Source organism: Treponema berlinense (genome assembly GCF_052273165.1).
Lineage (GTDB): Bacteria > Spirochaetota > Spirochaetia > Treponematales > Treponemataceae > Treponema_D > Treponema_D berlinense_A.
Genome location: NZ_DAVZIU010000024.1, coordinates 5877 through 29152, shown reverse-complemented (window position 1 = coordinate 29152; position 23276 = coordinate 5877). Strand labels below are relative to the sequence as shown.

Annotated in this window: 29 protein-coding genes and 3 tRNA genes (1 of these 32 only partly in view); 4 read left to right on the top strand and 28 right to left on the bottom strand. The window is 38.0% G+C overall.

The features are described 5' to 3' along the window. Nucleotides 1–224: 224 nt before the first annotated feature. The 13 genes from ACT6XC_RS08095 to ACT6XC_RS08035 all read right to left on the bottom strand — a co-directional run bounded on the left by ACT6XC_RS08095 (nucleotide 225) and on the right by ACT6XC_RS08035 (nucleotide 6242). Nucleotides 225–722 (bottom strand): DUF4406 domain-containing protein, encoded by a 498-nt coding sequence (locus ACT6XC_RS08095; protein WP_443741425.1) that lies wholly within the window; start codon nucleotides 720–722, stop codon nucleotides 225–227. Nucleotides 723–728: 6 nt separating this feature from the next. After that, nucleotides 729–992 (bottom strand): hypothetical protein, encoded by a 264-nt coding sequence (locus ACT6XC_RS08090; protein ID WP_443741424.1) that lies wholly within the window; start codon nucleotides 990–992, stop codon nucleotides 729–731. Then, a complete protein-coding gene (locus ACT6XC_RS08085) occupies nucleotides 989–1375 on the bottom strand; it encodes a hypothetical protein (RefSeq protein WP_443741423.1) in 387 nt (128 codons plus the stop codon). The genes ACT6XC_RS08090 and ACT6XC_RS08085 overlap by 4 nt, the downstream gene beginning before the upstream one ends. 20 nt (nucleotides 1376–1395) lie before the next feature. Beyond that, the gene (locus ACT6XC_RS08080; RefSeq protein ID WP_443741422.1) at nucleotides 1396–1746 is read right to left on the bottom strand and encodes a hypothetical protein; all 351 of its coding nucleotides are present in this window, start codon (nucleotides 1744–1746) and stop codon (nucleotides 1396–1398) included. Continuing rightward, on the bottom strand, nucleotides 1736–2107 hold the full coding sequence (locus tag ACT6XC_RS08075) for an HNH endonuclease signature motif containing protein (protein ID WP_443741421.1): 372 nt from the start codon (nucleotides 2105–2107) through the stop codon (nucleotides 1736–1738). The genes ACT6XC_RS08080 and ACT6XC_RS08075 overlap by 11 nt, the downstream gene beginning before the upstream one ends. After that, the gene (locus ACT6XC_RS08070; RefSeq protein WP_443741420.1) at nucleotides 2104–2667 is read right to left on the bottom strand and encodes a hypothetical protein; all 564 of its coding nucleotides are present in this window, start codon (nucleotides 2665–2667) and stop codon (nucleotides 2104–2106) included. Before ACT6XC_RS08070 ends, ACT6XC_RS08075 begins: the two co-directional genes overlap by 4 nt. Further along, a complete protein-coding gene (locus tag ACT6XC_RS08065; RefSeq protein ID WP_443741419.1) occupies nucleotides 2664–3038 on the bottom strand; it encodes a hypothetical protein in 375 nt (124 codons plus the stop codon). The genes ACT6XC_RS08070 and ACT6XC_RS08065 overlap by 4 nt, the downstream gene beginning before the upstream one ends. 35 nt (nucleotides 3039–3073) lie before the next feature. Continuing rightward, nucleotides 3074–4036, bottom strand: coding sequence for a hypothetical protein (locus tag ACT6XC_RS08060; protein ID WP_443741418.1), 963 nt, complete (start codon nucleotides 4034–4036; stop codon nucleotides 3074–3076). A gap of 346 nt (nucleotides 4037–4382) precedes the next feature. Continuing rightward, complete coding sequence (locus ACT6XC_RS08055) at nucleotides 4383–4859, bottom strand: hypothetical protein (RefSeq protein WP_443741417.1); 477 nt, start codon at nucleotides 4857–4859, stop codon at nucleotides 4383–4385. A 5-nt stretch (nucleotides 4860–4864) separates the two neighbouring features. Further along, nucleotides 4865–5521 (bottom strand): AAA family ATPase, encoded by a 657-nt coding sequence (locus ACT6XC_RS08050; protein WP_443738920.1) that lies wholly within the window; start codon nucleotides 5519–5521, stop codon nucleotides 4865–4867. Next, the gene (locus ACT6XC_RS08045) at nucleotides 5521–5808 is read right to left on the bottom strand and encodes a hypothetical protein (protein ID WP_443741416.1); all 288 of its coding nucleotides are present in this window, start codon (nucleotides 5806–5808) and stop codon (nucleotides 5521–5523) included. The genes ACT6XC_RS08050 and ACT6XC_RS08045 overlap by 1 nt, the downstream gene beginning before the upstream one ends. Nucleotides 5809–5817: 9 nt before the next feature. Beyond that, a complete protein-coding gene (locus ACT6XC_RS08040) occupies nucleotides 5818–6039 on the bottom strand; it encodes a helix-turn-helix domain-containing protein (RefSeq protein WP_443738919.1) in 222 nt (73 codons plus the stop codon). 2 nt (nucleotides 6040–6041) lie between these two features. Next, entirely contained in the window at nucleotides 6042–6242 is a 201-nt protein-coding gene (locus ACT6XC_RS08035) for a hypothetical protein (protein ID WP_443738918.1), read from the bottom strand. 309 nt (nucleotides 6243–6551) lie between these two features. On the opposite strand from ACT6XC_RS08035, the gene ACT6XC_RS08030 reads away from it, so the two are divergent. Both ACT6XC_RS08030 and ACT6XC_RS08025 read left to right on the top strand, forming a co-directional pair. Then, the gene (locus tag ACT6XC_RS08030) at nucleotides 6552–6869 is read left to right on the top strand and encodes a helix-turn-helix domain-containing protein (protein ID WP_443741415.1); all 318 of its coding nucleotides are present in this window, start codon (nucleotides 6552–6554) and stop codon (nucleotides 6867–6869) included. 22 nt (nucleotides 6870–6891) lie between these two features. Next, nucleotides 6892–7368 (top strand): P27 family phage terminase small subunit, encoded by a 477-nt coding sequence (locus ACT6XC_RS08025; RefSeq protein WP_443738916.1) that lies wholly within the window; start codon nucleotides 6892–6894, stop codon nucleotides 7366–7368. On the opposite strand, the gene ACT6XC_RS08020 is transcribed toward ACT6XC_RS08025, so the two are convergent. The 15 genes from ACT6XC_RS08020 to rpe all read right to left on the bottom strand — a co-directional run bounded on the left by ACT6XC_RS08020 (nucleotide 7365) and on the right by rpe (nucleotide 22739). Beyond that, entirely contained in the window at nucleotides 7365–8636 is a 1272-nt protein-coding gene (locus ACT6XC_RS08020) for a tyrosine-type recombinase/integrase (protein ID WP_443738915.1), read from the bottom strand. The genes ACT6XC_RS08025 and ACT6XC_RS08020 overlap by 4 nt on opposite strands. A gap of 137 nt (nucleotides 8637–8773) precedes the next feature. Then, a tRNA-Arg gene (locus tag ACT6XC_RS08015) sits at nucleotides 8774–8848 on the bottom strand. Between the two features lie 114 nt (nucleotides 8849–8962). Next, nucleotides 8963–9856 (bottom strand): hypothetical protein, encoded by an 894-nt coding sequence (locus ACT6XC_RS08010; RefSeq protein ID WP_443741414.1) that lies wholly within the window; start codon nucleotides 9854–9856, stop codon nucleotides 8963–8965. A 51-nt stretch (nucleotides 9857–9907) separates the two neighbouring features. Beyond that, nucleotides 9908–10573, bottom strand: a complete 666-nt coding sequence (locus ACT6XC_RS08005; RefSeq protein ID WP_443741413.1) for a tetratricopeptide repeat protein — start codon at nucleotides 10571–10573, stop codon at nucleotides 9908–9910. Nucleotides 10574–10600: 27 nt separating this feature from the next. Continuing rightward, on the bottom strand, nucleotides 10601–12157 hold the full coding sequence (locus ACT6XC_RS08000) for a sigma-54-dependent Fis family transcriptional regulator (RefSeq protein ID WP_443741412.1): 1557 nt from the start codon (nucleotides 12155–12157) through the stop codon (nucleotides 10601–10603). 9 nt (nucleotides 12158–12166) lie between these two features. After that, nucleotides 12167–14515, bottom strand: a complete 2349-nt coding sequence (gene rpsA, locus ACT6XC_RS07995; protein WP_443741411.1) for a 30S ribosomal protein S1 — start codon at nucleotides 14513–14515, stop codon at nucleotides 12167–12169. Further along, the gene (locus ACT6XC_RS07990) at nucleotides 14512–15264 is read right to left on the bottom strand and encodes a pseudouridine synthase (protein ID WP_443741410.1); all 753 of its coding nucleotides are present in this window, start codon (nucleotides 15262–15264) and stop codon (nucleotides 14512–14514) included. Before ACT6XC_RS07990 ends, rpsA begins: the two co-directional genes overlap by 4 nt. Next, on the bottom strand, nucleotides 15254–15799 hold the full coding sequence (gene scpB / locus ACT6XC_RS07985) for an SMC-Scp complex subunit ScpB (RefSeq protein ID WP_274955325.1): 546 nt from the start codon (nucleotides 15797–15799) through the stop codon (nucleotides 15254–15256). The genes ACT6XC_RS07990 and scpB overlap by 11 nt, the downstream gene beginning before the upstream one ends. A 13-nt stretch (nucleotides 15800–15812) precedes the next feature. Beyond that, nucleotides 15813–16598 carry a segregation and condensation protein A gene (locus ACT6XC_RS07980; RefSeq protein ID WP_078931217.1) on the bottom strand — a complete coding sequence of 262 codons (786 nt, stop codon included), beginning with the start codon at nucleotides 16596–16598 and terminating at the stop codon, nucleotides 15813–15815. A 47-nt stretch (nucleotides 16599–16645) separates the two neighbouring features. Further along, nucleotides 16646–17176 carry a 2-amino-4-hydroxy-6-hydroxymethyldihydropteridine diphosphokinase gene (gene folK / locus ACT6XC_RS07975; protein WP_443741409.1) on the bottom strand — a complete coding sequence of 177 codons (531 nt, stop codon included), beginning with the start codon at nucleotides 17174–17176 and terminating at the stop codon, nucleotides 16646–16648. 2 nt (nucleotides 17177–17178) lie between these two features. Further along, nucleotides 17179–18360, bottom strand: a complete 1182-nt coding sequence (recA, locus tag ACT6XC_RS07970) for a recombinase RecA (RefSeq protein WP_443741426.1) — start codon at nucleotides 18358–18360, stop codon at nucleotides 17179–17181. 106 nt (nucleotides 18361–18466) lie between these two features. Beyond that, nucleotides 18467–19570 carry a tetratricopeptide repeat protein gene (locus tag ACT6XC_RS07965; protein WP_443741408.1) on the bottom strand — a complete coding sequence of 368 codons (1104 nt, stop codon included), beginning with the start codon at nucleotides 19568–19570 and terminating at the stop codon, nucleotides 18467–18469. Between the two features lies 1 nt (nucleotide 19571). Next, nucleotides 19572–21074: a hypothetical protein gene (locus ACT6XC_RS07960; protein ID WP_443741407.1), complete on the bottom strand. Its 1503-nt coding sequence runs from the start codon at nucleotides 21072–21074 to the stop codon at nucleotides 19572–19574. An 81-nt stretch (nucleotides 21075–21155) separates the two neighbouring features. Continuing rightward, nucleotides 21156–22106, bottom strand: a complete 951-nt coding sequence (locus ACT6XC_RS07955; RefSeq protein ID WP_443741406.1) for a tetratricopeptide repeat protein — start codon at nucleotides 22104–22106, stop codon at nucleotides 21156–21158. Next, nucleotides 22107–22739 carry a ribulose-phosphate 3-epimerase gene (gene rpe / locus ACT6XC_RS07950; RefSeq protein ID WP_443738731.1) on the bottom strand — a complete coding sequence of 211 codons (633 nt, stop codon included), beginning with the start codon at nucleotides 22737–22739 and terminating at the stop codon, nucleotides 22107–22109. 370 nt (nucleotides 22740–23109) lie between these two features. On the opposite strand from rpe, the gene ACT6XC_RS07945 reads away from it, so the two are divergent. Continuing rightward, nucleotides 23110–23181 (top strand) — tRNA-Gly (locus ACT6XC_RS07945). Nucleotides 23182–23232: 51 nt separating this feature from the next. Next, a tRNA-Gly gene (locus tag ACT6XC_RS07940) sits at nucleotides 23233–23276 on the top strand; it runs 128 nt beyond the window's last position.

Genomic DNA, 23276 nt, shown 5'->3' with positions numbered 1-23276 from the left:
TAATCCGCGAAAAAGCGGAAAAAGCTGGTCTTTCATTATCAAGATTTCTTGTTGAGCTTGCATTGAAAGCATAGCGGATTAAAAGAGTTGTTAAGGATTACTTGACAACTCATTTTTTCAATTTGTGTTTTAAGCTCTTCTCTGCCTGCTTTTAATCCGCCAAAGCCCCGAAAGCGATTAGACTTCCGGGGCATTTTATTTCCGTATTTTATGTATAGTCTTTTTTAACCTGCAGCCTCTTGAACATCCTGCAAATTAAGACACGGAATGTTCAACAAGTCCGCCACCATATATTCAAACTTTGCGCCCTTGGAATTTCTCCAGTTCGGAAGAAGGTAAATATAGTCGCAGTCGCACATCATTTTTATATCGCGCTTCATGTAGTCGTGCCAGCTCCAATTTTTTGTATTTTCTGTTTCGTCTAGTGTCGCTGGATTTACTGGCTCATATCCAAACTGGCGGAGAACATCCGCCGCTTTGTTGAAAAGAGCCTTGTACTCCTCTTCATCAAGTCCAGTTATCTGTCCGCTTATGTAGACCTTTTTTTTTCTCTTTTCCTCTGTCATTTCTGCTTTCCCCTTTTCATTATTTAGTTCTGCATTTTCTTTTTCTGCCGCATCAAGTCTTTTACAAATAATTTCAAATCCCTGTTGAGTAGAAACATCTTTTAACTCTAATGAGATTTTATTTTTCAAATATTTCAATCCTTCATCTGTTGTCATTTTCTTTTATATTTCCTCATTTTCTTCTGCTCGCTCTACAAGATAGGCAAGATTGAAGCCAAAACAAAGTTCTGCATCAATACTCTTTACACAAAACCTATAAGGTTCATTGTCTTTCCTGATATGGACTATCTTTCTCGCATCTTTAGTTGAAGACTTTTCAACAATTCTTCTTAGTTCTGCTATATTATCAGCAACAAAAACCTTGTCGCCTACCTTTAGTTCATCTGCGTTAAGTGCAGTGTAAACTTTTGATTTATCAAATGTCATTTCTTGTCTCCTTTTTCCTTCCGCTCGAGCCAGTATTTTTTCGCGTAAATTGCCTTTCTGTACTTCTCCCATGTCTCATAATCTTCCGGATAAATTCCAAACTGTTTACTCAACTGGGAATAATATTTTTCTTTTTCTGTTGTCTTTTTTTTATATGTATTTATTTCGTTAATAAGGCTGCTACAAGTTGTGTCTTTCAGCCCCGCAAGAGAAATAATGAAAGAATCGCTTTTTAAAAATCTTATTGTTGAACTTTTGTATCGTTCTGGTTTTTCTTTTGCATCTCTTATCGCTTGTTTTACGATTGCAATGGCTAAAAGTATATAACCGCGTCTACTATAATGATTTATTTTATAGCCTGCTCCTGCTATCATTGTTGTCATCTTATTTTTCTCCTTTTTTATTATTTCTCTACCAAGTCCCAGAAACTGTCTTTTCTTCCGTTGTAGAAATGAGGAACTGGTTCCCAGCCGTCAATCTGCTTTTCGAAGAAGTCTTTTTCGCTTTCGGCCGGCTCGAAGCACTGCTTGATTCTGTCCGCGATCGGATTTGTGGCTTTTACATAAGCCTCCGCCCGCTGGCAGAAGTCATTATCATCTATGTGTTCATTGATAAGCCAGATTCTATCCATTCCGAAGCCTGCTTTTTTCTTTCCGCAGGATTGCTGATTTCCGCATAGATAGCATGAAAGCTCGCTGTTCCTGTAAACTCCGATAGTCGCCTTTTCCTTTTCTGTCAGTCTGTTAAATTTCATTTTCCGTTTTTCTCCTGAAATTACCGTTTTCCTTGAATGTTTTTCTTGAATGACAGCTCCAGCACATCGGTTGAAGATTGTTTTCGTCATAAAAAAGTTCAAGGTTTCCGCGGTGTGGCGTTATATGGTCTGCGATTCTTGCGGGCTTTCCGCAAATAAAACAGAAAGGATATTTTTTTAAGAATTTCTTTGATGTTTTCCGCCATTTTGCACTTTCATAAAGATTGTGCCATTCTTTTGATTTGCCCCGAAAAGTGAATACCTTTCGTTTTCCCTCCAAATTCTGGTGAATGTGGCAGTATTCTTTTCCACCTTCCGCCGTTCTTCCGCAGCCGTTTTTTTTACAGATTTTGGTTTTCATTTTTCTTTCAGTTCCTCCCTAAACAGAAGAAGCTGCGCCTCGTCTGTCTCTGTTTTTTTTATGCTGGTTGCCAGGTCAATTTGTGTTATAAAATTGGCGCGTTTTTTTACCTCCTCCAGTGGCTTGCCGTTTAGTTCCCTGCACTTTTCCAAAAAAAAGTCATTTTCACTTTCTGAATAAAGTGCGTGCATTACACTGTTGTAAGCTTCTGCAATAAAATTCGTAATGCAATAAAGTTCGCCCTTTGTCTGCTTATATGACAAATAACGGCGGAGCGAATACTCCACTGCTATATCCGCTTTGTAGGCTTCTTCTTCTCTAGCAAGATAAAAACCCTTTGTCCTTTTTTCTTTTTTGACTGCTTTTAAGCAAAGAAGCCGGAACAAAATCCAAATTTTCAAAAAATATTTGTCATCTTCGGTTTCCAAAAACTTTTTTTGAAAGAAAAGCAGTTTTTCGTTGTCAGTTCCGTTTTCGTTTCCGTCTGGAATTCTTTTTAACTGCTCCTCTTTTGTTTCAAATGGAAGCCAGAGATTAAAATATTTTTTGACGCTTTTCATTTCTTCCTGTCTTTCTCTTTGTAATAATTTTTTGCTTTCTGGCAGCACTCACGGCACGAACACAAAACCTGTTCTTCTGTCGGACAATAGTGCTTGTAGTTTCCAAAATTCGAGCAGTACGACTGTTTTTTGCACGTGTAGCAGTCGCCGTAAACTTGAAGTTCTTCTGGCAACGGATAATCGTTGTGCAGACGAATTAAATACGGCAAAGTTTCGCCTGTCTGCGTTTTTAACGACTTTGCAAAAGATGTTTCAAGCCAGTTGATTTTTTGGCTTGTATCAACTTGCATATTTCGGATGCACTTGTAGCAAATCAGCTGCCCATACGGATAATTTGAATTGCAAACAGTGCAGTGTTTCCACATTTTCATAATGGCCTCCTTTGTTTTTCAGCGTGATTTTTGTTTTACGTCTGCATTTTCAGATAGTTTTGCGACCAGTCGTCTTTTATCATTTCGTTTTGCCAGCGGAAATATTCCTCGCCTTTCGGACGTGAGCACGAATCCCAGATTGCGGCAAAATGGCAGAATATTGGCTTTATAAACCGCGGATCATTTTGCATTTTGATTAAAAATTCTTGCCTTGCGTCCTCAAATGAGATTTCTGGCGGAGTTTGAGTTTGTGGTTGTCCTGTGTTTTGAGGCTGTTTTTTTTGGTCGTAGAGAATAAAGTTTTCCCGGACAAAGTTTTGTGGCAGATAGTCCGTAAAGTTTTTTGTTTGAAGAAATTTCGGGAATGAATAGCGGTTTGTAACATACATTTTGTCGTCCAGAAGCACCGAGGTGTAGTTTTTACAGGCCTGTATTACGTCATCGGAATGCAGATTTTGCAGTCCTGGTGTCCTGTGAAGTATTTCCAAGCCGTCTTTGAAGTCTTTTTGCAGAAAAGTAAGCGGATTATTGTTCTGACAAGGACAGCCCGCAGTTGAGAAAATCTTGAAAATATTTTTTGAATATTCCTGCTCAGGTGAGGAGAATGAGAGAGGTTGTTGTGAGTGCGGAGATTGTTCGTTTTCGTTCTCTCTCTCGTTCTCGTTTACGTTTACGTTTACGTTTACGTTCTCGTTGGTAACATAGGGTTCTGAAAACCCTATTGTAGGGTCTTGCGCAGACGTAAAAAAATTATTTCTGTTTTCTGCCTTTTTTAAGCCGCCTTTTTTTCCAGATGTTTTTGCCTTGATTTCATAATCAATTTTTGATTGAACAAGTAAAAAATAGTCAAATAAATCACTTTCTTCGTCAGGCTCGATATTTTCAAAAGCGTATTGAAAAACCATATTATAAAGACGTGCCTGCAAGAGAGGGTCTTTTTTTCTTTGTATGAGTTTGTAAACATCAATTGTTAAAGAAGCTCTTGTAATATCATTCATAAAATCACCTTTATAAAAAAATTGCCGTCTGTTCCGTGCTGCCACCGTCTTTTTTGTCCTGCCGCGTGCATCCTTTTTTTATGCCGGACGCTTTCGGAAAAAACGTAAAAGCTGCGCTCTAAAAAATAGATAAAAATAAATAGTTATCTTGCTATTTATTTAAAGGTATTCACCCCGTACGGGGCTAAAAGGCAGTCCGGGAGTCGAACCCGGAAAAAGCAGAAATGTTTGGTGGGGGAAAGGTAACTTTTTATTTATTTCTGCTTTTGGACCGCCGCTGACTTATCTTTTAATTCTGTATCTGGAGATGATTTTTCCGCCAAATGCAGACATTAAAATTCTTACATTAAAAGGGAATATCCTCCTGGTAAAAATTATTTGCTGGTTGTGTTGGTTGTGTTGGCTGTGTTGGTTGTGTTGGCTGTGCTGGTTGTGTTGCTGGAACATTGTTGTGAAAATAGCGGAGCCGTGATTTTTTCGCTGTTTTTTGCTGGCCGTTGCGGTCCGTGTAAGTTTCGTCTACGTGTTCAAAATGAGCGTAAGCAACGCGGTTAATCCAGTGCTGATAATTCCAGTCTCCGTGCGTAATTTTAAACACGTCAAAAATTCGGCTTGCAGACTTATTGAAATACTCACCTTCAACAAGAAAATCATCGTAAAGCTCAGAAGCCCCTTCAACCCTGTATTGAATATGAACCATCGCCTTTCCCTGTTTTGAAATTTCGTCTTTTACAGATGCAATCCCAACACGGTGATCACCGTCAGCAACATCAAAACCTGTCTTTGCCCAGTTCGGGTCATAAACAAACGTATCTTTGAACATATTTTTTACTCCATACCGTAATATTTTTTGTAGCCCTCAATTACGATTTTGAGGGAATTTGCAATTCTTGACGGGAACATTCCTTCTGGACTTTTTGTGGTCGCATAACTGCAACTCTCAGTCAAAAAGTAATGCTCACCGTTTTCAACTTCCGCCAGAAGCACAACATCGCACGATTTTTCAATAAGACTGTCGAGCGATTTTCCGACAACCTCTGTTTTTACCTTGCCTGTTTCGTCTTTCGTGATGTGGTGCATCAAAATCACGAAAATATCTTCTGGAAGTTCATCAAGAATGAAGTCAATCAAATCCTTAAAATGAAATGAAAGAACTTCATACTGCATAAAACCGTTTACTTTGTCGTTTTTGATTTTCAGCCCTGTGTTTCGCTGCTGCTCGTTCTTGAGCAAAAAAGTGCTGTCGTCAATGACAAAGATTTTCTTCTGCGACGACCTTAAAAGCGTTTTTATCTGGTCATACGCAAAAACAGGTTGTCCGTTCTGGTCGACTGTATCGACCACCTTGCGGACTGTGTAATTTCCTGCAAAAGGCAACCTGTTTTTTTTACAGGAAATTACAGATACCTGTGCAGGATCGAGCGACTTAATCGAGTACGTTTTCCCCGCTCCGCTGTCGCCCATAATTACAATCAGATTTGCCACTAGTTTTTTCCTCCTGTCGTTTCAAAGTTTTTTCCGTACTGCAATGCGTTCTCCTGGGTTATTATTATTGGCTTTCCAAGAATGTTGTTGTCGCAATTTCCCCACCAACGCTCGCCTGGCTTTATGTTGTCGTAAAAGTCGGCTATGCTGAAAACCGAGCCGTCCAATTGCTCTTCTGTTATTTCTCCTTTTTCAAAAAGGCTGTAAATCTCGTTTAGGCGCTTCCAGGCGTTCTCAGGAAAACGATTTTTTTTACTGTTTAATATGTTTTCAGTCGTTTTATTCATTTCGTTTCCTTAGCCAAAAAAATACTTTTTGACGCGTCTTTTTTCGCCGTAACGGTTTGTAACGCTTAGCCATTCGGTTTCGATTGGAATTCCCTTTTTTTTAAGCTCGAATATCCTTGCAGAAATTCGTGTCTCACCAAAATGTTCAATTGCTTCAAGCGAAGTAATCGAACCATTTTCTACGATGTAATCGAAAACTCTTTGCTGTGTTATATCCAGGTTTAGTTCCATAACTAAACCCCGCACAAAGCGGCAGAAATTCTGCCTTTTAAAATCGAATCGTAGTTGACGATTGTTTCGCCTGTCGGAAGATAAGTAATGCCGTTCGCTGCGATTTTTGACAGGAAGTTTTTAGAGAGGTGCAAAAACTTGCGCACTTTGCGGAAACTACGAAACGTCTTTTTTGTTCCGTCATTCAAATAAACTGTAAACATGGAAGCCTCCTTTTACAGTAAAAAAAAAAGCCGTCAATAAAAGGTGCGGGTTTCAAAAACACTTTTTACTGACGGCTAAAGAATATCCAAACGAAAAGGAGGCACCTATTTCGTTTAAAGCCAAAAAAATAAATTAAAGAAACCCTTCTTTGTTAAGTCCTGTCAAGGACTTAACAACCTTAGTTTACTAAGGTTGTTTTGACATTTGTCAATTACATCTTTAGTTATAATGACATTTGCCAATACTGTCAAGAAAAAAATACTACATTTGTCAATTTTTTTTTCGACAATTAAAGCAGGAGGCACCCTATGGATTTTGTAGAAAGAATTGACTTGCTTTTGAAAGAAAAAAATTTAAAAAGGTCCGCTTTATGTGAGGCAGTAGAAATTGATTCAACAAGTATTAGCGTCTGGAAAAAACGCGGAACTATTCCGTCTGGTGATGTCTGTGTAAAGATTGCAAAATACCTGAATGTCGATGCAGAGTATTTGATTACAGGTCAAAAAAAAGAACCAGAACAAGTTCAACTCCAAACCGATAATTCCTTTTTTCTGCAAACTCTCAGCACACTTCAAAACGACATTGACAAATCTTTTCAAACTGCAATCGACGCTTTAAAAAAATAAAGCCCATACTGACTATACAAGTATGGGACGACCTATCAAAACTACAGAAGAACATATAAAAGACGGAACTTACAGGAAAGACAGACACGCAAACCGCGGTGTAAGCCTGGACGCACTGGAAGAAGTAAGCGTTCCAGACGGACTTAATCACGACGCAAAAGAAAAGTGGCTTGAAATTATTCCTATTCTCCAGAAAAACGGACTTGTAACCGCTGTTGATATTCCAACTTTAACGGACGCTTTTATTGCGTATGGAGCAGCGCAAGACTGTCTAAATGCCGTGTTTTCAGAATTCAATTCAATCGCAGAATACTGGGCTCAGCTCAACAAGTTTAAAGACGTTGATTTAATCCAAAAATATAACGAAAGTATGGACATTTACAAGCGGACAATGGAAAAATACGGCGTAACTCCTGCCTCGCGCGCCAAGATTAAAATTCAGCCAAAACAGGAAGATGAAGCCGACAATTTTATCAAAACTTTGCGTGGAAACGGCTAAAAATAATTTGCATTTTGCAGATAAAAAAAAGTATTTTTTTGCAAAGCGCAAAGTCTGCTGTTTTCGCTTTCGGTTTCGTGGTCGGCATAATGCAAAAGCATTGAATGGGTCTTGTGCCCTGTCTGACGTTGCAAAGTTGTGTCGTTGATTTTTCCGTACATATTTGTTGTAAAAAAATGGCGCAAAGAATGAAAACAATATTGTTTGCTTTCTTCTTCTGAAAAACCGCAGTTAATCAGCGCACGTTTAAAAAACTTGTTAAATATTTTATGATCAAGCGGTTTGTCTTCTAAGCTTCCCCAGAATACAAATGCGTCCATTGTCTTTTTGTAAGGGTTTTGTTCGGCAAGATTTAACAATGCGTCGATAATCCACATAAATGGAACTATGATTTCTCTTTCTTCTCCGTTTTTTGTGGTTTTTAGTCCGTCCTTTTCGCTCCAGGAATGCTTTAAGTAAATTCTGCCTTTTCCCAAATCTCCTTTTTGAAGCCCTAGGATTTCGCCAAGACGTAGCCCCGTAACTGAAGAAAGAATTGCTGCAAGTTTTGCTTTTGGATTTCCCCATTCAACGGAAAAAAGCGCCTGCATTTGTTCAGAACTAAGAATCTGTCGTTTTTTATATTTTTCACTGAAAAAAATCCAGCCAGAAAAAAGGTCTGTCGGAATTATTTCGTGGAAATACGCAAATTTTACCGGAACTAAAAGCGAGCGCATAATATAGTTTTTTGAATGTCCTGAAAGTTTTAAAAGTCCGATTTCATCAAAAAGTTTTTCAATATCGTCTCGTGTGATTTCGCCCAGAAGTTTATTTTTTAAGAATTGCTCAAAGTGCTTTTTTATGTTTGTTTTTTGTGCTTCGCAATGTTTTTTTGTGAGCTTTTGTCCCATTCTGATTTTCTGGCGGATATATGTCGATTTTTCAAAATCCCAAAAATCAAGGCAATACAAAAAAGCGTTTATGTTTCCTTTTTCGCCCTGTTTTACGACGCTTTTAACAATTCCTCTTTTTTTTGCTTCGCAAATCACGTAATCAATTAAATTATCGCTTAAATCCGCGCTGTGCACAAGCTCATTCAGTTTTTTGTTTTCGATTTTTAAGCGCTCACTTTTTTTATCTAAAAGCCATTTCCAGGCAATCCGCTCAGCTTCTTTTTTGTCGCCTGTTCGTGTAGATTTTGCAGAAATATAATTTCCAGTAAGTTCATTTTTAAAACGGACGTAATAAATGCCGTTTCTGCGAAGAAAAGAAAATGGTTTTGATGACATAAAGAAACCCCTTTTTTTTATGTTACAAATTCATGTCACACACGCATTTTTGTAGTAAAAAAAGGCATTTTCCCTAGTCAGATTTAAATAAAAAAAAAGCGTGCAATCCCATTTCTTACAACGAATTACACGCTTTTTGAGACTGGCGTGATTCGAACACGCGACCCTCTGCTTAGAAGGCAGATGCTCTAATCCAACTGAGCTACAATCTCGTATTTATTTACTTTATCAAAATTGTGTTTTTTTTGCAACACTCAATCTGCTGTATTTTTAAATTTATTGCAATTTTTGTTTTTTTTGCCCTAGAAAACCACTTACAGAGGCTGCTATTTATTTTTTATTATCGGAACAGAACCAAGATCTAGGACAAGGCTATAAGCGTTTGAAAGGGAACTGCCATCAAATGCAACACCAACCGCAAAAAACTGGACATAATAAGTATCTCTCGCAGAAGCCGAATCATTATGCTTATAGTCATCATCGCTTTCCGACGGCTCTACATTCTCGTCTGAATCTGTATCTTGCTCGTCAAAAAAATCAAATGACTTTCCATTATTTCTTGCAGGAACGATAAAATCTATATCATCGTATGCAACTGTGGTTCCTGAACCACCAGAAGTTCCAGAAAAATATTTCCAGCCTTCAGAAGAATCACGACCGACAAAAACTGTAGAATTATTGACAAAAGCCCTTAAGCGGCCAGAAAATTTTATACAGGCACGAAATTGTTCAAAAACCGAAACATCTTCATCATTAGCTCCGTAATTTTCATTTCCTGTATAAGTTTTTACCCTAAAAGCGACATTTAAACTGTTTTTTAGAATATTCGCAGGAACAAAAACCGACTGAGAAACAATTTTTCCGGTCTTAAAAGAATGCGCGCCTAAAACCTGATACTGATAAGTATCGACCATTCTTGTAGCTGCAGCTGTCGAATTACTGCTCGTGTTTACCGAGAGAATTGAATTTCGTTGGGAGATTAAATCGCTGGAATTATTGTAAATTTTATAATAAATTTCAGTTCCAGAAAAAGAATCGGGCTGGTCAGTTTCATTCACCCTAAAAGAAGCGTACCATTTCAAATAATCATCGCCACTGTAAAGCGGGCTATTGATTAGAGATGTCGGAGCATTTACTGTTATTACATCTTCAAGTCCGCAGGAAACAAAAAAAGTTTCCGCAAGGGCAAGAATACACGTAATAAATATTTTACTTGCCATACGGAAACCTTTCATAATAAAAAAACTATTTTACCTTTATCAGGTTACAAATTATTCTGCTTTTGTTGAATTGATTGCAATAATCCGGTCTTTTGCAAGATTTGCCCATCTTGAACCAGAATGAATTGCTTCAATTTTTTCATAAGCCACAACAGCGTTTTCCAAATCACCTTTTGCTTCGTTTACGCGACCAAGGCTAAAATATGCATGGTCGATAAGATAAAAATCTTTTGAAGAAACAGCCTTTTCGTAACCAGAAACAGCACCTTCCAAATCATTCAAATTTTCAGAACAAATTGCCGCATTATAATAGCAAAGAGGAGCGGTATAAGCCGATTTTTTTGCATCAGCAGCCTTTAACCAAGCACTACGACTTGCATCATAATTTTTCTGTTCAAAAAGAATCTCAGCTTTAAGCATATTTGCCCTTACACCAACAATTCCGCCTTTCAAAGTAAGAGTTTCAAGTTCAGAAAGAGCATCATCCTGCTTAGTCTTAAAATCTTCTGCAGAAATATCATCCGCATCTTTTTTGAAAGTGTATTCAATCGTATCAACCTGAGAAAGCCCCTTCTCAGCAGCCTTTGTTTTTATTGAAGATCCGACCACTGCAACAATAACAAACACTATTAAAACGGCAATCAAACCGCCAATAACTTTTATATTTTTTTCAAGGAATTTCCCAAGAACAGACGTTTTTGCTTCTTCATTAGACATATTTTTCTCCATATTTTTTATTTATATTCAACGGATTTTAAGTTCATTCAGCAATCGTGAAACATAAGTCCGCTGGATTCCCAAAATTTTTCCCGCCTCAGTCTGATTCCAAGATGTAGAATCAAGGATTTTTTTTATATAGGCGGTTTTAAATTTATTTAAAGCTGTTTTCAAGGTTCTGTCACCATCAGCTGGATTCGCAATTTCATCAGCAATCTCTTCAAAACTATCCTGCGTTTCATTTTTTTGAACACAGGCAGCGGTTGAATTGATTCTTAAATCTTCAGTCTGAATAAGCGGAGGCTTACCCAAAACACAGGCCCTTTCTATCGAATTTTCCAATTCACGAATATTTCCAGGCCAATAATATTCCAAAAGAGTTTTCTCTGCGGCTGCTGAAAAAGACTCAAAATTCTTTTTTGTTTCGTTTGCAAATTCTGCAAGAAAAAATTTTGCAAGCGGAAGCACATCTTCTTTTCGTTCCCTCAAAGGAGGAACATTTAAAGGCATTACATTCAGCCTGTAATACAAATCGCTACGGAATGAACCTTCACTTACCATTTTTTCAAGATTACGGTTCGTTGCCGCGATAATCCGGACATCGACAGAAATAGTTTCATTAGAACCAACTCTTTCAAAAGTGTGATTCTGCAAAACCCTTAGAAGTTTCGATTGCAATTCCAAAGGCAATTCACCAATTTCATCAAGAAATAAAGTTCCGCCTTCTGCCGCTTCAAATCTTCCCTTTCTATCAGAAACTGCATCTGTAAAAGCACCTTTTACATGGCCGAATAATTCACTTTCCAAAAGCGCAGATGACAAAGCCGCACAATTTACGCGCAAAAAGGGTTTTCCGACTCTGTTTGACCGCAAATGAATCTGTTCAGCAAAAAGCTCTTTTCCGACACCGCTTTCGCCTGTTATAAGAATTGTTGTATTCGCCTTCGCAACTTCATCGATTACATGAAGCAAATCCAGTACAATTGGACTTTTTGCAACAAAAGGATGATAATCACTTCCGCTAACGATGTTATTTTGCAATACAGAAAAATTATCTTTTGCCGACCGGTAAGAATCTGCATTTAAATATGCAATTCCTGCCTGGCTTGCCAAAAGATTTAAAATTTCCAAATCAGAATTGCAAAATCCTCGTGAACCAGTCTTGTTTATAAGTTCGATAACACCAATGCACTGTCCTTTTACGCGCATTGGAATAGCAATCATTGTCTTTGTTACATAACCAGTCTTGTTTTGAACCGTATCTGAAAAGCGAGGATCAAGACCTACATTATTGACGATTACATGCTTATTATTTTCAACAACCCAACCAGCAATACTGTTTTTTTCAACAACTATATTTTTTGCCTCGGCACCTTTCGGTCCCAAGGCAACAACAAAGCGAAGAGTTCCATCTTCTTTGTTTACAAGCAGAAGCGAAGAAGATTCACATTCGACTAAACGCATTGCTGATTCAAGAATATAAACCAACAATGCGTTTACATCTGAATAATTTGAATTTATTCTGCCGTTTATTTCGATGAGTGTTTTAAGTTTTTCAAGAGTAAGAGAAGCAAGATCACCCATCGAAATCAACTAATTGTTTTTCTGATCGTTAAGCATGTCGCCGAGTGTATAAGCACCGTCAACATTGTCTTCAGAAGATATATACTGATTGATTTCTTTACGAGCCTGAGCTTTTTTGAAATCTTTTACAGAAAAAGCAACTTTTTCTCTTTCGACATTGATGTCTACCACGTAAACGTTAACTTTGTCGCCTACCTTATATTTTTCAACAGCCTCTTCAAAAGGAACATCTTTGTCGTCGCTGAGGTTAGCCTTGTTTACAAGACCTTCGATTCCCTCTGGAGCTCTTACAAACACACCAAAATCAGTGATTGAAGTAATTTCGCCTTCAAGAGTTGAACCTACATGGTATTTGTCTGCAAATGCCACCCAAGGATTATCAGTAAGCTGTTTCAAACCAACTGTAATACGGTGCTGTTCAGGATTTACATCAAGAATTTTTACATCAAGTTCTTGATCTACTGCAAATTCGCTACCAGGATGCTTAACTTTCTTTGTCCAAGAAATATCTTCTGAATGGAGGAATCCGTCGATGCCTTCTTCAAGCTGAATAAATGCGCCTGCATTTGTAATTTTTACAACTTTTCCGTGAACTACAGAATCAACTGCATATTTTTCAGAAATTGTGTCCCAAGGATTTGGTGTAACCTGTTTCAAACCGAGAGAAACGCGTCCAGCCTGAATATCATAGCCGAGAACCATACACTTTACTTTGTCGCCAATCTGAACCATATCAGAAGCCTTGTTTACTTTCTTTGTCCAGCTGAATTCAGAAATGTGAGCAAGACCTTCAATGCCCTCTTCAAGAGCAATGAAAGCACCAAAGTCTGTAAGTTTTGTGACTGTTCCTTCAACAACATCATTTACATGATATTTATCTTCAAAATGAACCCAAGGATCTTCAGTAAAATGTTTGAGAGAAAGGTTGATTCTCTTGTCTTCCGGATTAAGAGCAATTACTTTAAGCTCAATTTCCTGTCCTTTTTTTACGAAATCCTTTGGACGAGTTACATGTCCCCAGCTCATATCATTGATATGAAGAAGACCGTCGAAACCGCCAAGATCGATAAAAGCACCGAAACTAGTAAATGATTTTACAGTTCCTTTTACAGTGTCGCCAACCTGAGTATTTGCAAAGAAATCATCGCGAGCCTTGTTGATAATTTCTTCAAGATACTTTCTGCGGTTTACAACAACATTTGCCTTGTTATCCGAATAAAGTCTTTCAATATAGAATTTTGAAACTGTTCCAATAAGTTTTTTCGGTTCTTCAACTTTTGAAGAATCAGACTGACTGATTGGCAAGAATGCACGAATATCGCCACCGAGGTTTACTTCAAAACCGCCTTTTACTTCTTTTTCAATTGTTCCTTCAATTGGAGTTTTTTCATCAGCAGCCTTGCGGAGATCTTTCCACAACTGTTTTGACTGTGCTTTTGTGAAAGAAACTTCTGGACCATTGCGTCCGTTAAGCTTTACAAGCACGCAAGAAACTACATCGCCAGGTTTTGGCAGTTTTCCTGCAAATTCCTGTACAGGAATTTTTCCTTCCGATTTAGCACCAATATCGATAAATACAAGTTCATCTGTAACTGCAATTACAGTACCGTCAACAAGCTGACCATCTTCAAGAGGCATAAAGCTCTTGAGAGACTCCTCTAATTGTGTCTGGATAGAGTTTTTTGTCTCTTCCTTTTCCACTTCCATCTGTTCCATAGTAAACCCTTTGTTTTGAATTTTGCTTAAGATTATCGCACAAACCTGTTCTATAGTCAAGTTTGATGTATCAATGTAGAAGGCATCAGGAGCACGTTTTAAAGCTCCCTCAGCTTTATTCCTGTCAATTTCATCGCGTTTTATAATTGCCGCCTTTACTTCTTCGAGCGTCATATTAGAAACACCCTGGTCGAAACGGCGCTGAGCCTGAACATCTATCGAAGCGTCCAGATAAAACTTGTACTGTGCGTTTGGAAAAACAACTGTCGTCATATCGCGTCCTTCACAGACAATATCAAGCGACTTGGTTATTTCCTGCATTTTTTCGTTTACAAGATGGCGAACTGGCACAATCGAAGACACCTGCGCAACTTTTTCGCTAACCGCATCATCGTGAAGATGGTCTTCAACATCAACTCCATTAAGCACAAGACGTGAATTCTTATATTCAAGTTTCTGTTTTTTGCAAAATTCAAGCACTTTTTCAGAATCTGAAATATCAATACCTGAAGAATTAAGAGCCATTGTAAGCGCCCGATAAAAACTTCCGCTGTTCAAATAGGTAATTTTTAGTTTTTTTGCAATCAACGATGCAATTGTAGATTTTCCTGTTCCAGCAGGTCCGTCCATTGCGATTATCATATTTCGCTCCCATTATTATTTTTGCAAAGAGACAAAAGTTCTTTTACTTCCTTTTCAGAAAGCTCCCGAAATTTGCCCTCTTCCAAATTTTCAAGTTTTACATTTCCAATTCTGACACGTTGAAGGCTTCGGATTGATGCTCCAGCATCGCTAAATACACGGCGAATTTCACGGTTTTTACCCTCGACAAGAACAACCCTCATTTTGTGAGAATTTACAACCTGCGCGCTTTTCGCCCTGTAAAAAATTCCCTCAACACGGATTCCACGCATAAAGCGATTTTCAAGTCCTTCTGGCAGAGGATAAGTGGTTTCTACAAGATATTCTTTTTCGATTTCACTAGAAGGATGGCTCAGCTTTGCGGCAAAATCTCCATCGTTTGTAAAAATTATAGCTCCGCGACTGAACATATCAAGACGGCCGACATTGTACAGCCGTTCAGAATATTTTTCTTTCAGAATATCTACAGCCACCGGTCTGTCTTTTTCGTCGTTTTGAGTACATACGTAGCCAGCAGGTTTATTCAACAAAACATAAATTTTTCTTTTTTCAAGGGAAATCTTTTTTCCGTCAACGCAGACAACATCATTTTCTGAAACCTTTGTCCCTAATTCATTGACCATTTTTCCATTTACGCTCACGCGTCCGTCCGTAATTATATTTTCGCAGGCACGCCGGCTTGCAAGTCCGCAATGTGCAAGAAATGCCTGAAGCCGAATTTGTTTTTTATCTTGAGAATTATCTTGCAAGTTCGAACCTCTCTGATTCTTTCTCGTCAAGAGCAGGTAGTTCTGCAATTGAATTGAGATTAAAAAATTTCAAGAATTCTTTTGTAGTTCCAAACTGACACGGTCTTCCAGGAGCATCTTTTCTGCCAACTTCCTTTACAAGCTGTCTTTCCTGAAGAATACGAATCATATTATCCGGCGGAACTCCACGGATTGCTTCAATTTCCGCACGCGTAATCGGCTGTTTATAGGCAATAATCGAAAGAACTTCCATTGCCGAACGGCTCAATCTTCCTGCATTTTTATTTCCATACCGTTCTTTAAGAACTTCCCAAAATTCTTTTTTTGGAGTAAGTGTCCAGCCACCTGTAATTTTTGAAAGTTCAACACCCGAACTTTCCTGAGAATATTTTTCCTTCAATCCGTCAAGACACTGTTCAATAACATCTTCCGAAAGCTCGGCAATTTTTGCAATCGACTCAACCGTAAGAGGCTCACTGTCCAAAAACAGAACCGCCTCTACAAGTCCCATTTCTTTTTCTAGATTTACATCCATTTTATATAATTCCTTATGCCGCATATCTGCAGATTTTTATGTCGCCAAACATTCTGTTCTGCATAATCGTTGCCATTTTAAACTTTACAGCTTCCAAAAGAGCCATAAACGCGCAGATTACATCAAGAACATTTCCATGTCTAACAATCAAATCTGTAAACATACATTCATCTTTTTTTTCAAGAAGCTCATTCATCAGCGTAATTTTTTCATTAACCGAAATTTCTTCGTACATATCGATGATTTTTGAATCTGAATACTGCGAAATAAGGTTTTGAAAGATTTTCTGCATTTGCTGCAAAAGATCCCAAGTATCTACTTGTTCCCACATATTTTCATCATCGAACGGCAGAACACGCTGAATTTTTTTTCGTTCAAAATTCCATTCACTTTCGTCCTCTTTTTCTTCCATAAGATTAGAAAGTTTCTTAAATTTCTGGTATTCAATAAGTTTTTCAACAAGTTCTTCACGAGGATCGTCAAAATCAAGGTCATCATCAACCTTTACTTCAACAGGAAGCATCATCCGGCTTTTTATATAAACAAGGCGAGCCGCCATATTATAAAATTCGGACAAATCGCCAAGTTCAACCTGAGAAGCATAATCAAGATATTCAAGAAACTGCTCGGTAATCTCGGCAATCGGAATATCATAAATATTGATTTTATTATCACGGATTAAAGTCCAAAGCAAATCCAGAGGGCCTTCAAACTGACCAGCTGTATATTTGTGGACAATTTTGTCCGCAGTTTCGTCATAATCAACAGTTTTTGTTTTTAACTCCAGGTTCTGTTCCATGAATACTCCTCAAAAAAAAGACGATGATTTTATAAAACGCTTACTCTTTAAAATTTTCCGCCTATAAAATCCTGGGCCGAAAGGAATTTCTCAACTCCACCCGAACCAATTTTCTCCAAACAACTGGAAAAATCTTCTCTTTTTATAAAATCGGCATTTTCTTTTAAAATCTCAAGTAAAGGAACCAAAACAAATGCCCTTTCTTTATGCCGAGGATGAGGAATCTGGAGAATTTTTGTATCTACCGACTGAGTCCCAAAAAATTCAATATCAATATCGATTGAACGAGGTCCGTTTCTTACTTCAAGTTCACGGTTGCGCCCCAAGCAAGATTCGATTATGTGAATTTTTTCGAGCAAAACAAAAGGAGAATAAGAATCATCAATTTTACCGCGAACAGCCATATTATAAAAATCATCCTGATTTTCAAGATACATGGGTTTTGTGCGGTAAACTGACGAAACCGTGAATTCTGAGAGCAGAACATTCAAAGCTTCGCAGGCTTTTTTTAAAAGACACAAACTTTTCATTCCGTTCCAGCTTTTGTTGGAACCTACTCCCAAAACAACATCAATCATAACTAAAAAAGAGCGTCCTTTGCAGAAGGCACAACTTCAGAAGAAGCCTCTGTCTGAGGAGCAACCTTTTGTTTTGCGCCTTCTTTCTCTGCTTTTTCCAAAGCCTTTGCGGCCTTTACCTGTTCAGGATAAACCGGAACGCCTTCCTTTGTTTTTAAAACCTGTCCAGGAAAAACATCCGCACGAATCTGAGCCTCAATCTGTTTTGCATATTCTGGATTTTGAGTAAGGAAGTTGATTGCATTTTCCTTTCCCTGACCGACTTTTTCATCTCCGCGAGTATACCAGGCTCCACGTTTGTCGATTATTCCATGTTTTACAGCAGAATCGAGCAACGAAGCAGTTGCAGAAATTCCTTTTCCAAAATAAATATCAAGTTCAACCTTGCGGAATGGAGGAGCAACCTTGTTTTTTACAACTTTTACGCGGACACGGTTACCGACAGCGTCTTCCTCGCCTTTTCCGTCAATTGATTCGATACGGCGAATTTCCAAACGAACAGACGAATAAAACTTAAGGGCATTTCCACCAGTTGTAGTTTCCGGATTACCGAACATTACACCGATTTTCATGCGAATCTGATTGATAAATACGATTATACACTTGCTTTTATTTACGATGGCCGTAAGTTTTCTTAAAGCCTGACTCATAAGACGGGCTTGAAGCCCCATCATCGCATCTCCCATATCTCCTTCGATTTCTTTTTGAGGAGTAAGGGCGGCAACAGAGTCAACAACAATAATATCGACAGCCCCAGAACGAACAAGATTTTCTGTAATTTCCAGAGCCTGCTCTCCTGTATCCGGCTGCGAAACCCACAATTCATCAATATTTACGCCAAGATTTTTTGCATAAACCGGGTCAAGAGCATGCTCTGCGTCTACAAACGCCGCAATTCCACCAAGTTTCTGAGCTTCCGCAATCGCATGCAAAGCAAGAGTCGTTTTACCAGAACTTTCTGGACCGTACATTTCAATAATTCGTCCGCGCGGATAACCGCCTACACCGAGAGCCTCGTCGAGCAAAATCGAACCAGAAGGAACAACATCAACTCCCTGAGCATCCGGCTGAGTTCCAAGTTTCATAAGCGCGCCAGCACCAAACTGCTTTTCAATCTGGATGCGAGCCGCTTCAAGAGCTTTCAGTTTTTCCGACATATCTGCCGGCTGATTTGTTTCTACCATTTTAGCCACCTTTTTTCCTCCCGTTATATATATGGCCTTAAAATTCAATTTTTACACATTTTTTTTGAATTTTTCAGTACATTTTTACAGCAATATCGAATTTTTATCAATTTTTTCTCAAAGGCTGATAAACAGAGCGTCCCAAAAGACACATCTTCCCGTCTTTCAACTTTACCTGCGCAAGAATTTTTACTGCACGGTCTCCTTCAATTTTTGGCACAACATCAAAAATCACTGGAACAATTCCATCAACTCTTTCAAGATTTTCGTATCCGACAAGAAGATCGCAACTAAAAACGTCATTTTCCGTCTTTGCATTGGAAATTCTCCCAGACCAGACAACCCAACAGTCCACATAAAGAACAGGCTCTGCCGCCACGGTCGAATATGAAAAATTCTCTTCAGGACGGCTAGAAAAACTATCAAAAGAAGGCTCTTCAAAGTACGAAATCAAAAGCTCCGACTTAGATTTTACAGACTGAGATGCATTTGAATTCAGAATTCTATTTATCTCAACCTGGGAAGAATTGTCCCTGTAATTCTGAAAATAAAACTTCGCCTTTTCATAAGCCTGCGTAATCTGCAAATCCGAAAGGATATACTTATAAACTCCGCCAGACAAATCTTTTTCCTGTAAATTCGACTTATCAGAAGATGTCAGGTCAAGTTCGCTCAAATCCGCACGCTGTGCATTTTCTCTTATCTTGCTTAAATTCATGCAAAAAAGAATAACAAGAGCGACAAAACCGCCAGCAAGGACAGAAAATACAAAAGGCCAGCTTCCTTTTTTTTCAGCAACTTCCGGATAAAACTCTTTTATTTTTCCAGTATCCGTCCATTTTACAATCGTTTCATAGTCGCCTTTTGAGCGGACAAATTCAAGAGCGGTCTTTGCCTTTTTATTTTCTGGTTCAAGATCGAGAATATCAAGATAATAACCAATCGCAGCACTTGTATCTCCGCGAACCAAATATAAAGCGGCCTGTCCCAAAAGCAAATCTACGTTTTGAACTTTTATATGCCGCGCTTCATCAAAATTTCTGTACGAATTTCCATAATCGCCAGAGTAAAGGCATGCAATTCCCAAAACCAAATAATAATCGAAACTGTTTCTATAGACTTCGCGAACACCTTCAAGCAGAACAATCGCATTTGAATACTTTTTTTTCCGAATAAGTGAACGTGCTTCGTCGATCGTTGCTCTGCTCATTTTAGTTCCGCTTCCTCAAGGCAGCAAGAATAGCATCAAGCTCAGAATTAAGCTGCCTAAGCTCATTTCTATCAATATCTGTATCGGTGCTTTCAAGAGCGTCAATCCGATTTATAAGATTCTGAATATATTCAAAATCAAGCTGTTTTTCAGTAACGTTTTGAACTATAAAATCAACATCAGTCTTTCTTGCCCTCTGAACATCAAAACTCGCAACCGTCTCAGTTTTTTTAACTTTTTTTAGGCTATCCGTTTCAACAAAATCAACGTATTTTAAAGTATCGCATTTTCTTCCGTTGCACGAAATTCCTGCAAAAAATTGAATTGAATAAGTTTCTTCTTTTTGAAGCTTTTTCTGCGGCCAAACAACCGAAATTCCCGAATTATTGTACGCATTCAGCGAATTAAAACTTCTTCCGCTTTCAGAAACCATAATCCATCTAGGAGAATTCAAATATGCAATATTTGCAACCGTCACAACTTCTGGAGAAGAGATATTTTTTCCTTCAAAAACAAATTCTGCTGAAATTTTCGAGTCAGAAACGTACAACGACCTCTCTTTGAGCATATTTTCAAACTGATGCTCAGAATTAAACGAGAGACCGCTTTCTGTCAAAAAATGAAAATCTGCTCCTTCTCCAACAGACGTATCCAAAACAGCTTTCAATGCAAAATTCGCTTTCTTTTCAGAAAGATTTGTAACATAAGCCCTGATTTTTATTACGCCAGGAAAAACCTCATCGCCAGAAACTTCTTCATCCTCTTCCGTTTTTAAAAGGTTTTCATCCTGCTCCATTACAATTTTTTCATCATTTTGTTCAAGGGCAAAAACCTTTTTAACAGTTTCTTCTGGCTCAAACGAAAAATCTATGGCAACACGAGCTTTATTATTTATTGTGTAAACAAGGCGCGCTCCGTTTGCGGTTTTCCACAACTCTTTTTTAACCGCACCGTCTTTATTCAGACAGTAAACCGTTTTTTCAATTCTTAAAAAGAAAGATGAAGAAATTGAATCCTCATAATTTGATAAAATCAGAGTTTTTCTGCGATTTTTTTGAGTAGAATAAAAATTAAAAGTTCCGTGTTCAGAATTACATTCAATAGAGTAATTTTCAAAAAAAAGCGAATATTTTTTTACAGGAATATAAACATCTCCAAGATACGAATCGATTTTTGTAATCTCTTTATTTTTTTCCTGTTTTTTATCAGTTTCGTCAATTGCTTCTGTCTTTTTTGCTTTTTCAGATTTCTTAGTTTTTTCTTTTTTTACCTTTGTAGCTTCAGTCTTTTCTTTTTCAAATTTTTCAGCATCTTCAGAAGAAGATTTTTTTTCAGAATTTTCAAAACTTTCCGTTTTTTCAAGACTTTCGGTCGGAACTCCGCCATTCATATTTTCGTTTTGAGAATAAAAAACACCGCCTGCAAAAACAGCAAGAACAGCACATAAAAGAACTTTTTTTTCAAAATAAAACTTATTGAATCGATTTTTTTTTAAAACTTTCATAATTTTTATCTCCGGGATTTTTATTTTTAAGCAAAAATTTTGATTTTAATTCTCATAAAAGCCAAAACCCTAAAAAATCTGCTATTTTTCTTCAAGCAAAAACTGCAAGAATAAAGCCTTTTGTTTTAAAGCTTCGATTTCTGGATCAGTATTCGGAACAGAAGTTTTTCCGCTGATTTTCTCACCTTTTTTTTCTTCAAAAACATTCTGCGAACTTATCGCTTCGCCAAAATTCTTTACCTTCACCTCAAGATCAGAATTAGCTTTTTTCTGCTCCGCCAATTCCGCCTCAAGCTCGGCAATTCTATTTTGAGAATCGGCAAGGCTTTTTCTCAGCCCCATTTTATCCTGACTTTGATAAAGTTTAATCTGCCTTTCGTATTCCTCACGTGCAGCAAGATTTTCTTCTCCAGTTACTTTTAAAAGATAAATCAATTTTTCTTCACGTTCACGCTGAGCAATCATTTCAAGACGATAACGGCAGTCTCCAGTTTTTGAATCTGCTGGAAAATCCGACACAACGCGCTCATAAAGGGCACGCGCAGAATCAAAATTATATTCATCGTAAAAACACTCGGCAACCCAATACAAAGCCGCCGCATAAAGCTCGCTATCTGGATAAAGATGACAAAAATCGCTCAAAACCAAAACCGCTTCTTCATTGCGTTCCAAAAGATGCAAAATCCGTCCTTTTTGAAAATGCATATATGGAAGATACTGACTTTTCTTAAAAGACTGCAAAAAAACGTTTACATCAGCAAGCGCGTCTGAATATTCGCAGGCATTGATTTCGCTCATCACCAAAAGATACAAAGTCTCTTCGTCAAAACCTCCAGGCAAACTTCCAGCTTTCCGCAAAAAAAACATTGCAGAAGCCCAGTCATTTTTTCTAAACGACTCAAACCCCTGCTCCTGCTCCGCAGAATATTTTTGACAAAAAACGCTTCCTGCCACAAAAAAAACAGTCGCAAAAAAAACACAAATGCGCTTTAAACCGTTTCTTTTTTGTCCATACAAAGCCCGCACAAACATTTACGCCTCCCAATTAAAAGAGCCGTTAAAAAAGGCAGAACCAGAAACAACCACATCAACACCAGCCTCCAACACTGAAGGCAAAGTTTCGTTGTTGATTCCACCGTCAACCGAAATCAAATAATTGTAATTTTTTTCTTTTCTTATTAAATCAAGCTCCGCAATTTTTTCAACGCAATAAGGAATCAGCTTCTGTCCGCCAAACCCCGGATTAACCGTCATGACAAGCACAAGGTCAACTTCAGAAAGAATTTCCTTTATTGCACTTACAGGAGTCGACGGAACAATAGAGATTCCAGCCTTTTTTCCAAGCGAATGAATATGAGAAATAAGCCTGTCGATATGCACGGTCGCTTCCTGATGAAAAGTAATCCAGTCAGCCCCAGCCTGCGCGAAAGTGTCAACCATTTCTTCAGGACGCTCAACCATAAGATGAACATCAAACGGCAAAGATGTAAGTTTTCTTACAGATTTTATAACCGGCTGTCCGTAAGTAATCTGAGGAACAAAATGTCCGTCCATAACGTCAATATGAACCGCACCCGATTTTTTTTCTTCACAAAGTTTCAAGGCTTCCGCAAGATTAGAAAAATCCGCAGAAAGCAACGATGGTGATAAAATTCTACTTTTCATTTCTAACTATAATATCAGACAAAAACGATAAAAACAACAAACCTAAGCCAAAATGTATTATTTTAGTCGTAAAGATTATAAAAATTCAGGACGGCATTTTTTTTTCAAAAAAAAAAACATTTTCCGCCAGCGTTCCGTATTTTTTTTCCAACCGGCTGCTCTGCCTTCGCTAACGCTCATTGCAAAACTGCATTTTGCAACTAAAGGACGACGCATCCGGCGTATTTTTTTTCAAAATCGCAAAAAAAAAAGTTAATTTTTTTCCAATAAACAAATTGACATTTTTTTTTCAAACTGATATATTTTTTATCACGTTGATTGCAACTTTTCTCAAGCAAAAGTTAATCAGCATTTCAGCAAAATTATTTTTGCGGGAATAGCACAGTGGTAGTGCGCCACCTTGCCAAGGTGGATGTCGCGGGTCCGACTCCCGTTTCCCGCTCTATTGCACAACTGTTGTAAAACAGATTATAAACAGATGCAAATTATTTTTGCGGGAATAGCACAGTGGTAGTGCGCCACCTTGCCAAGGTGGAT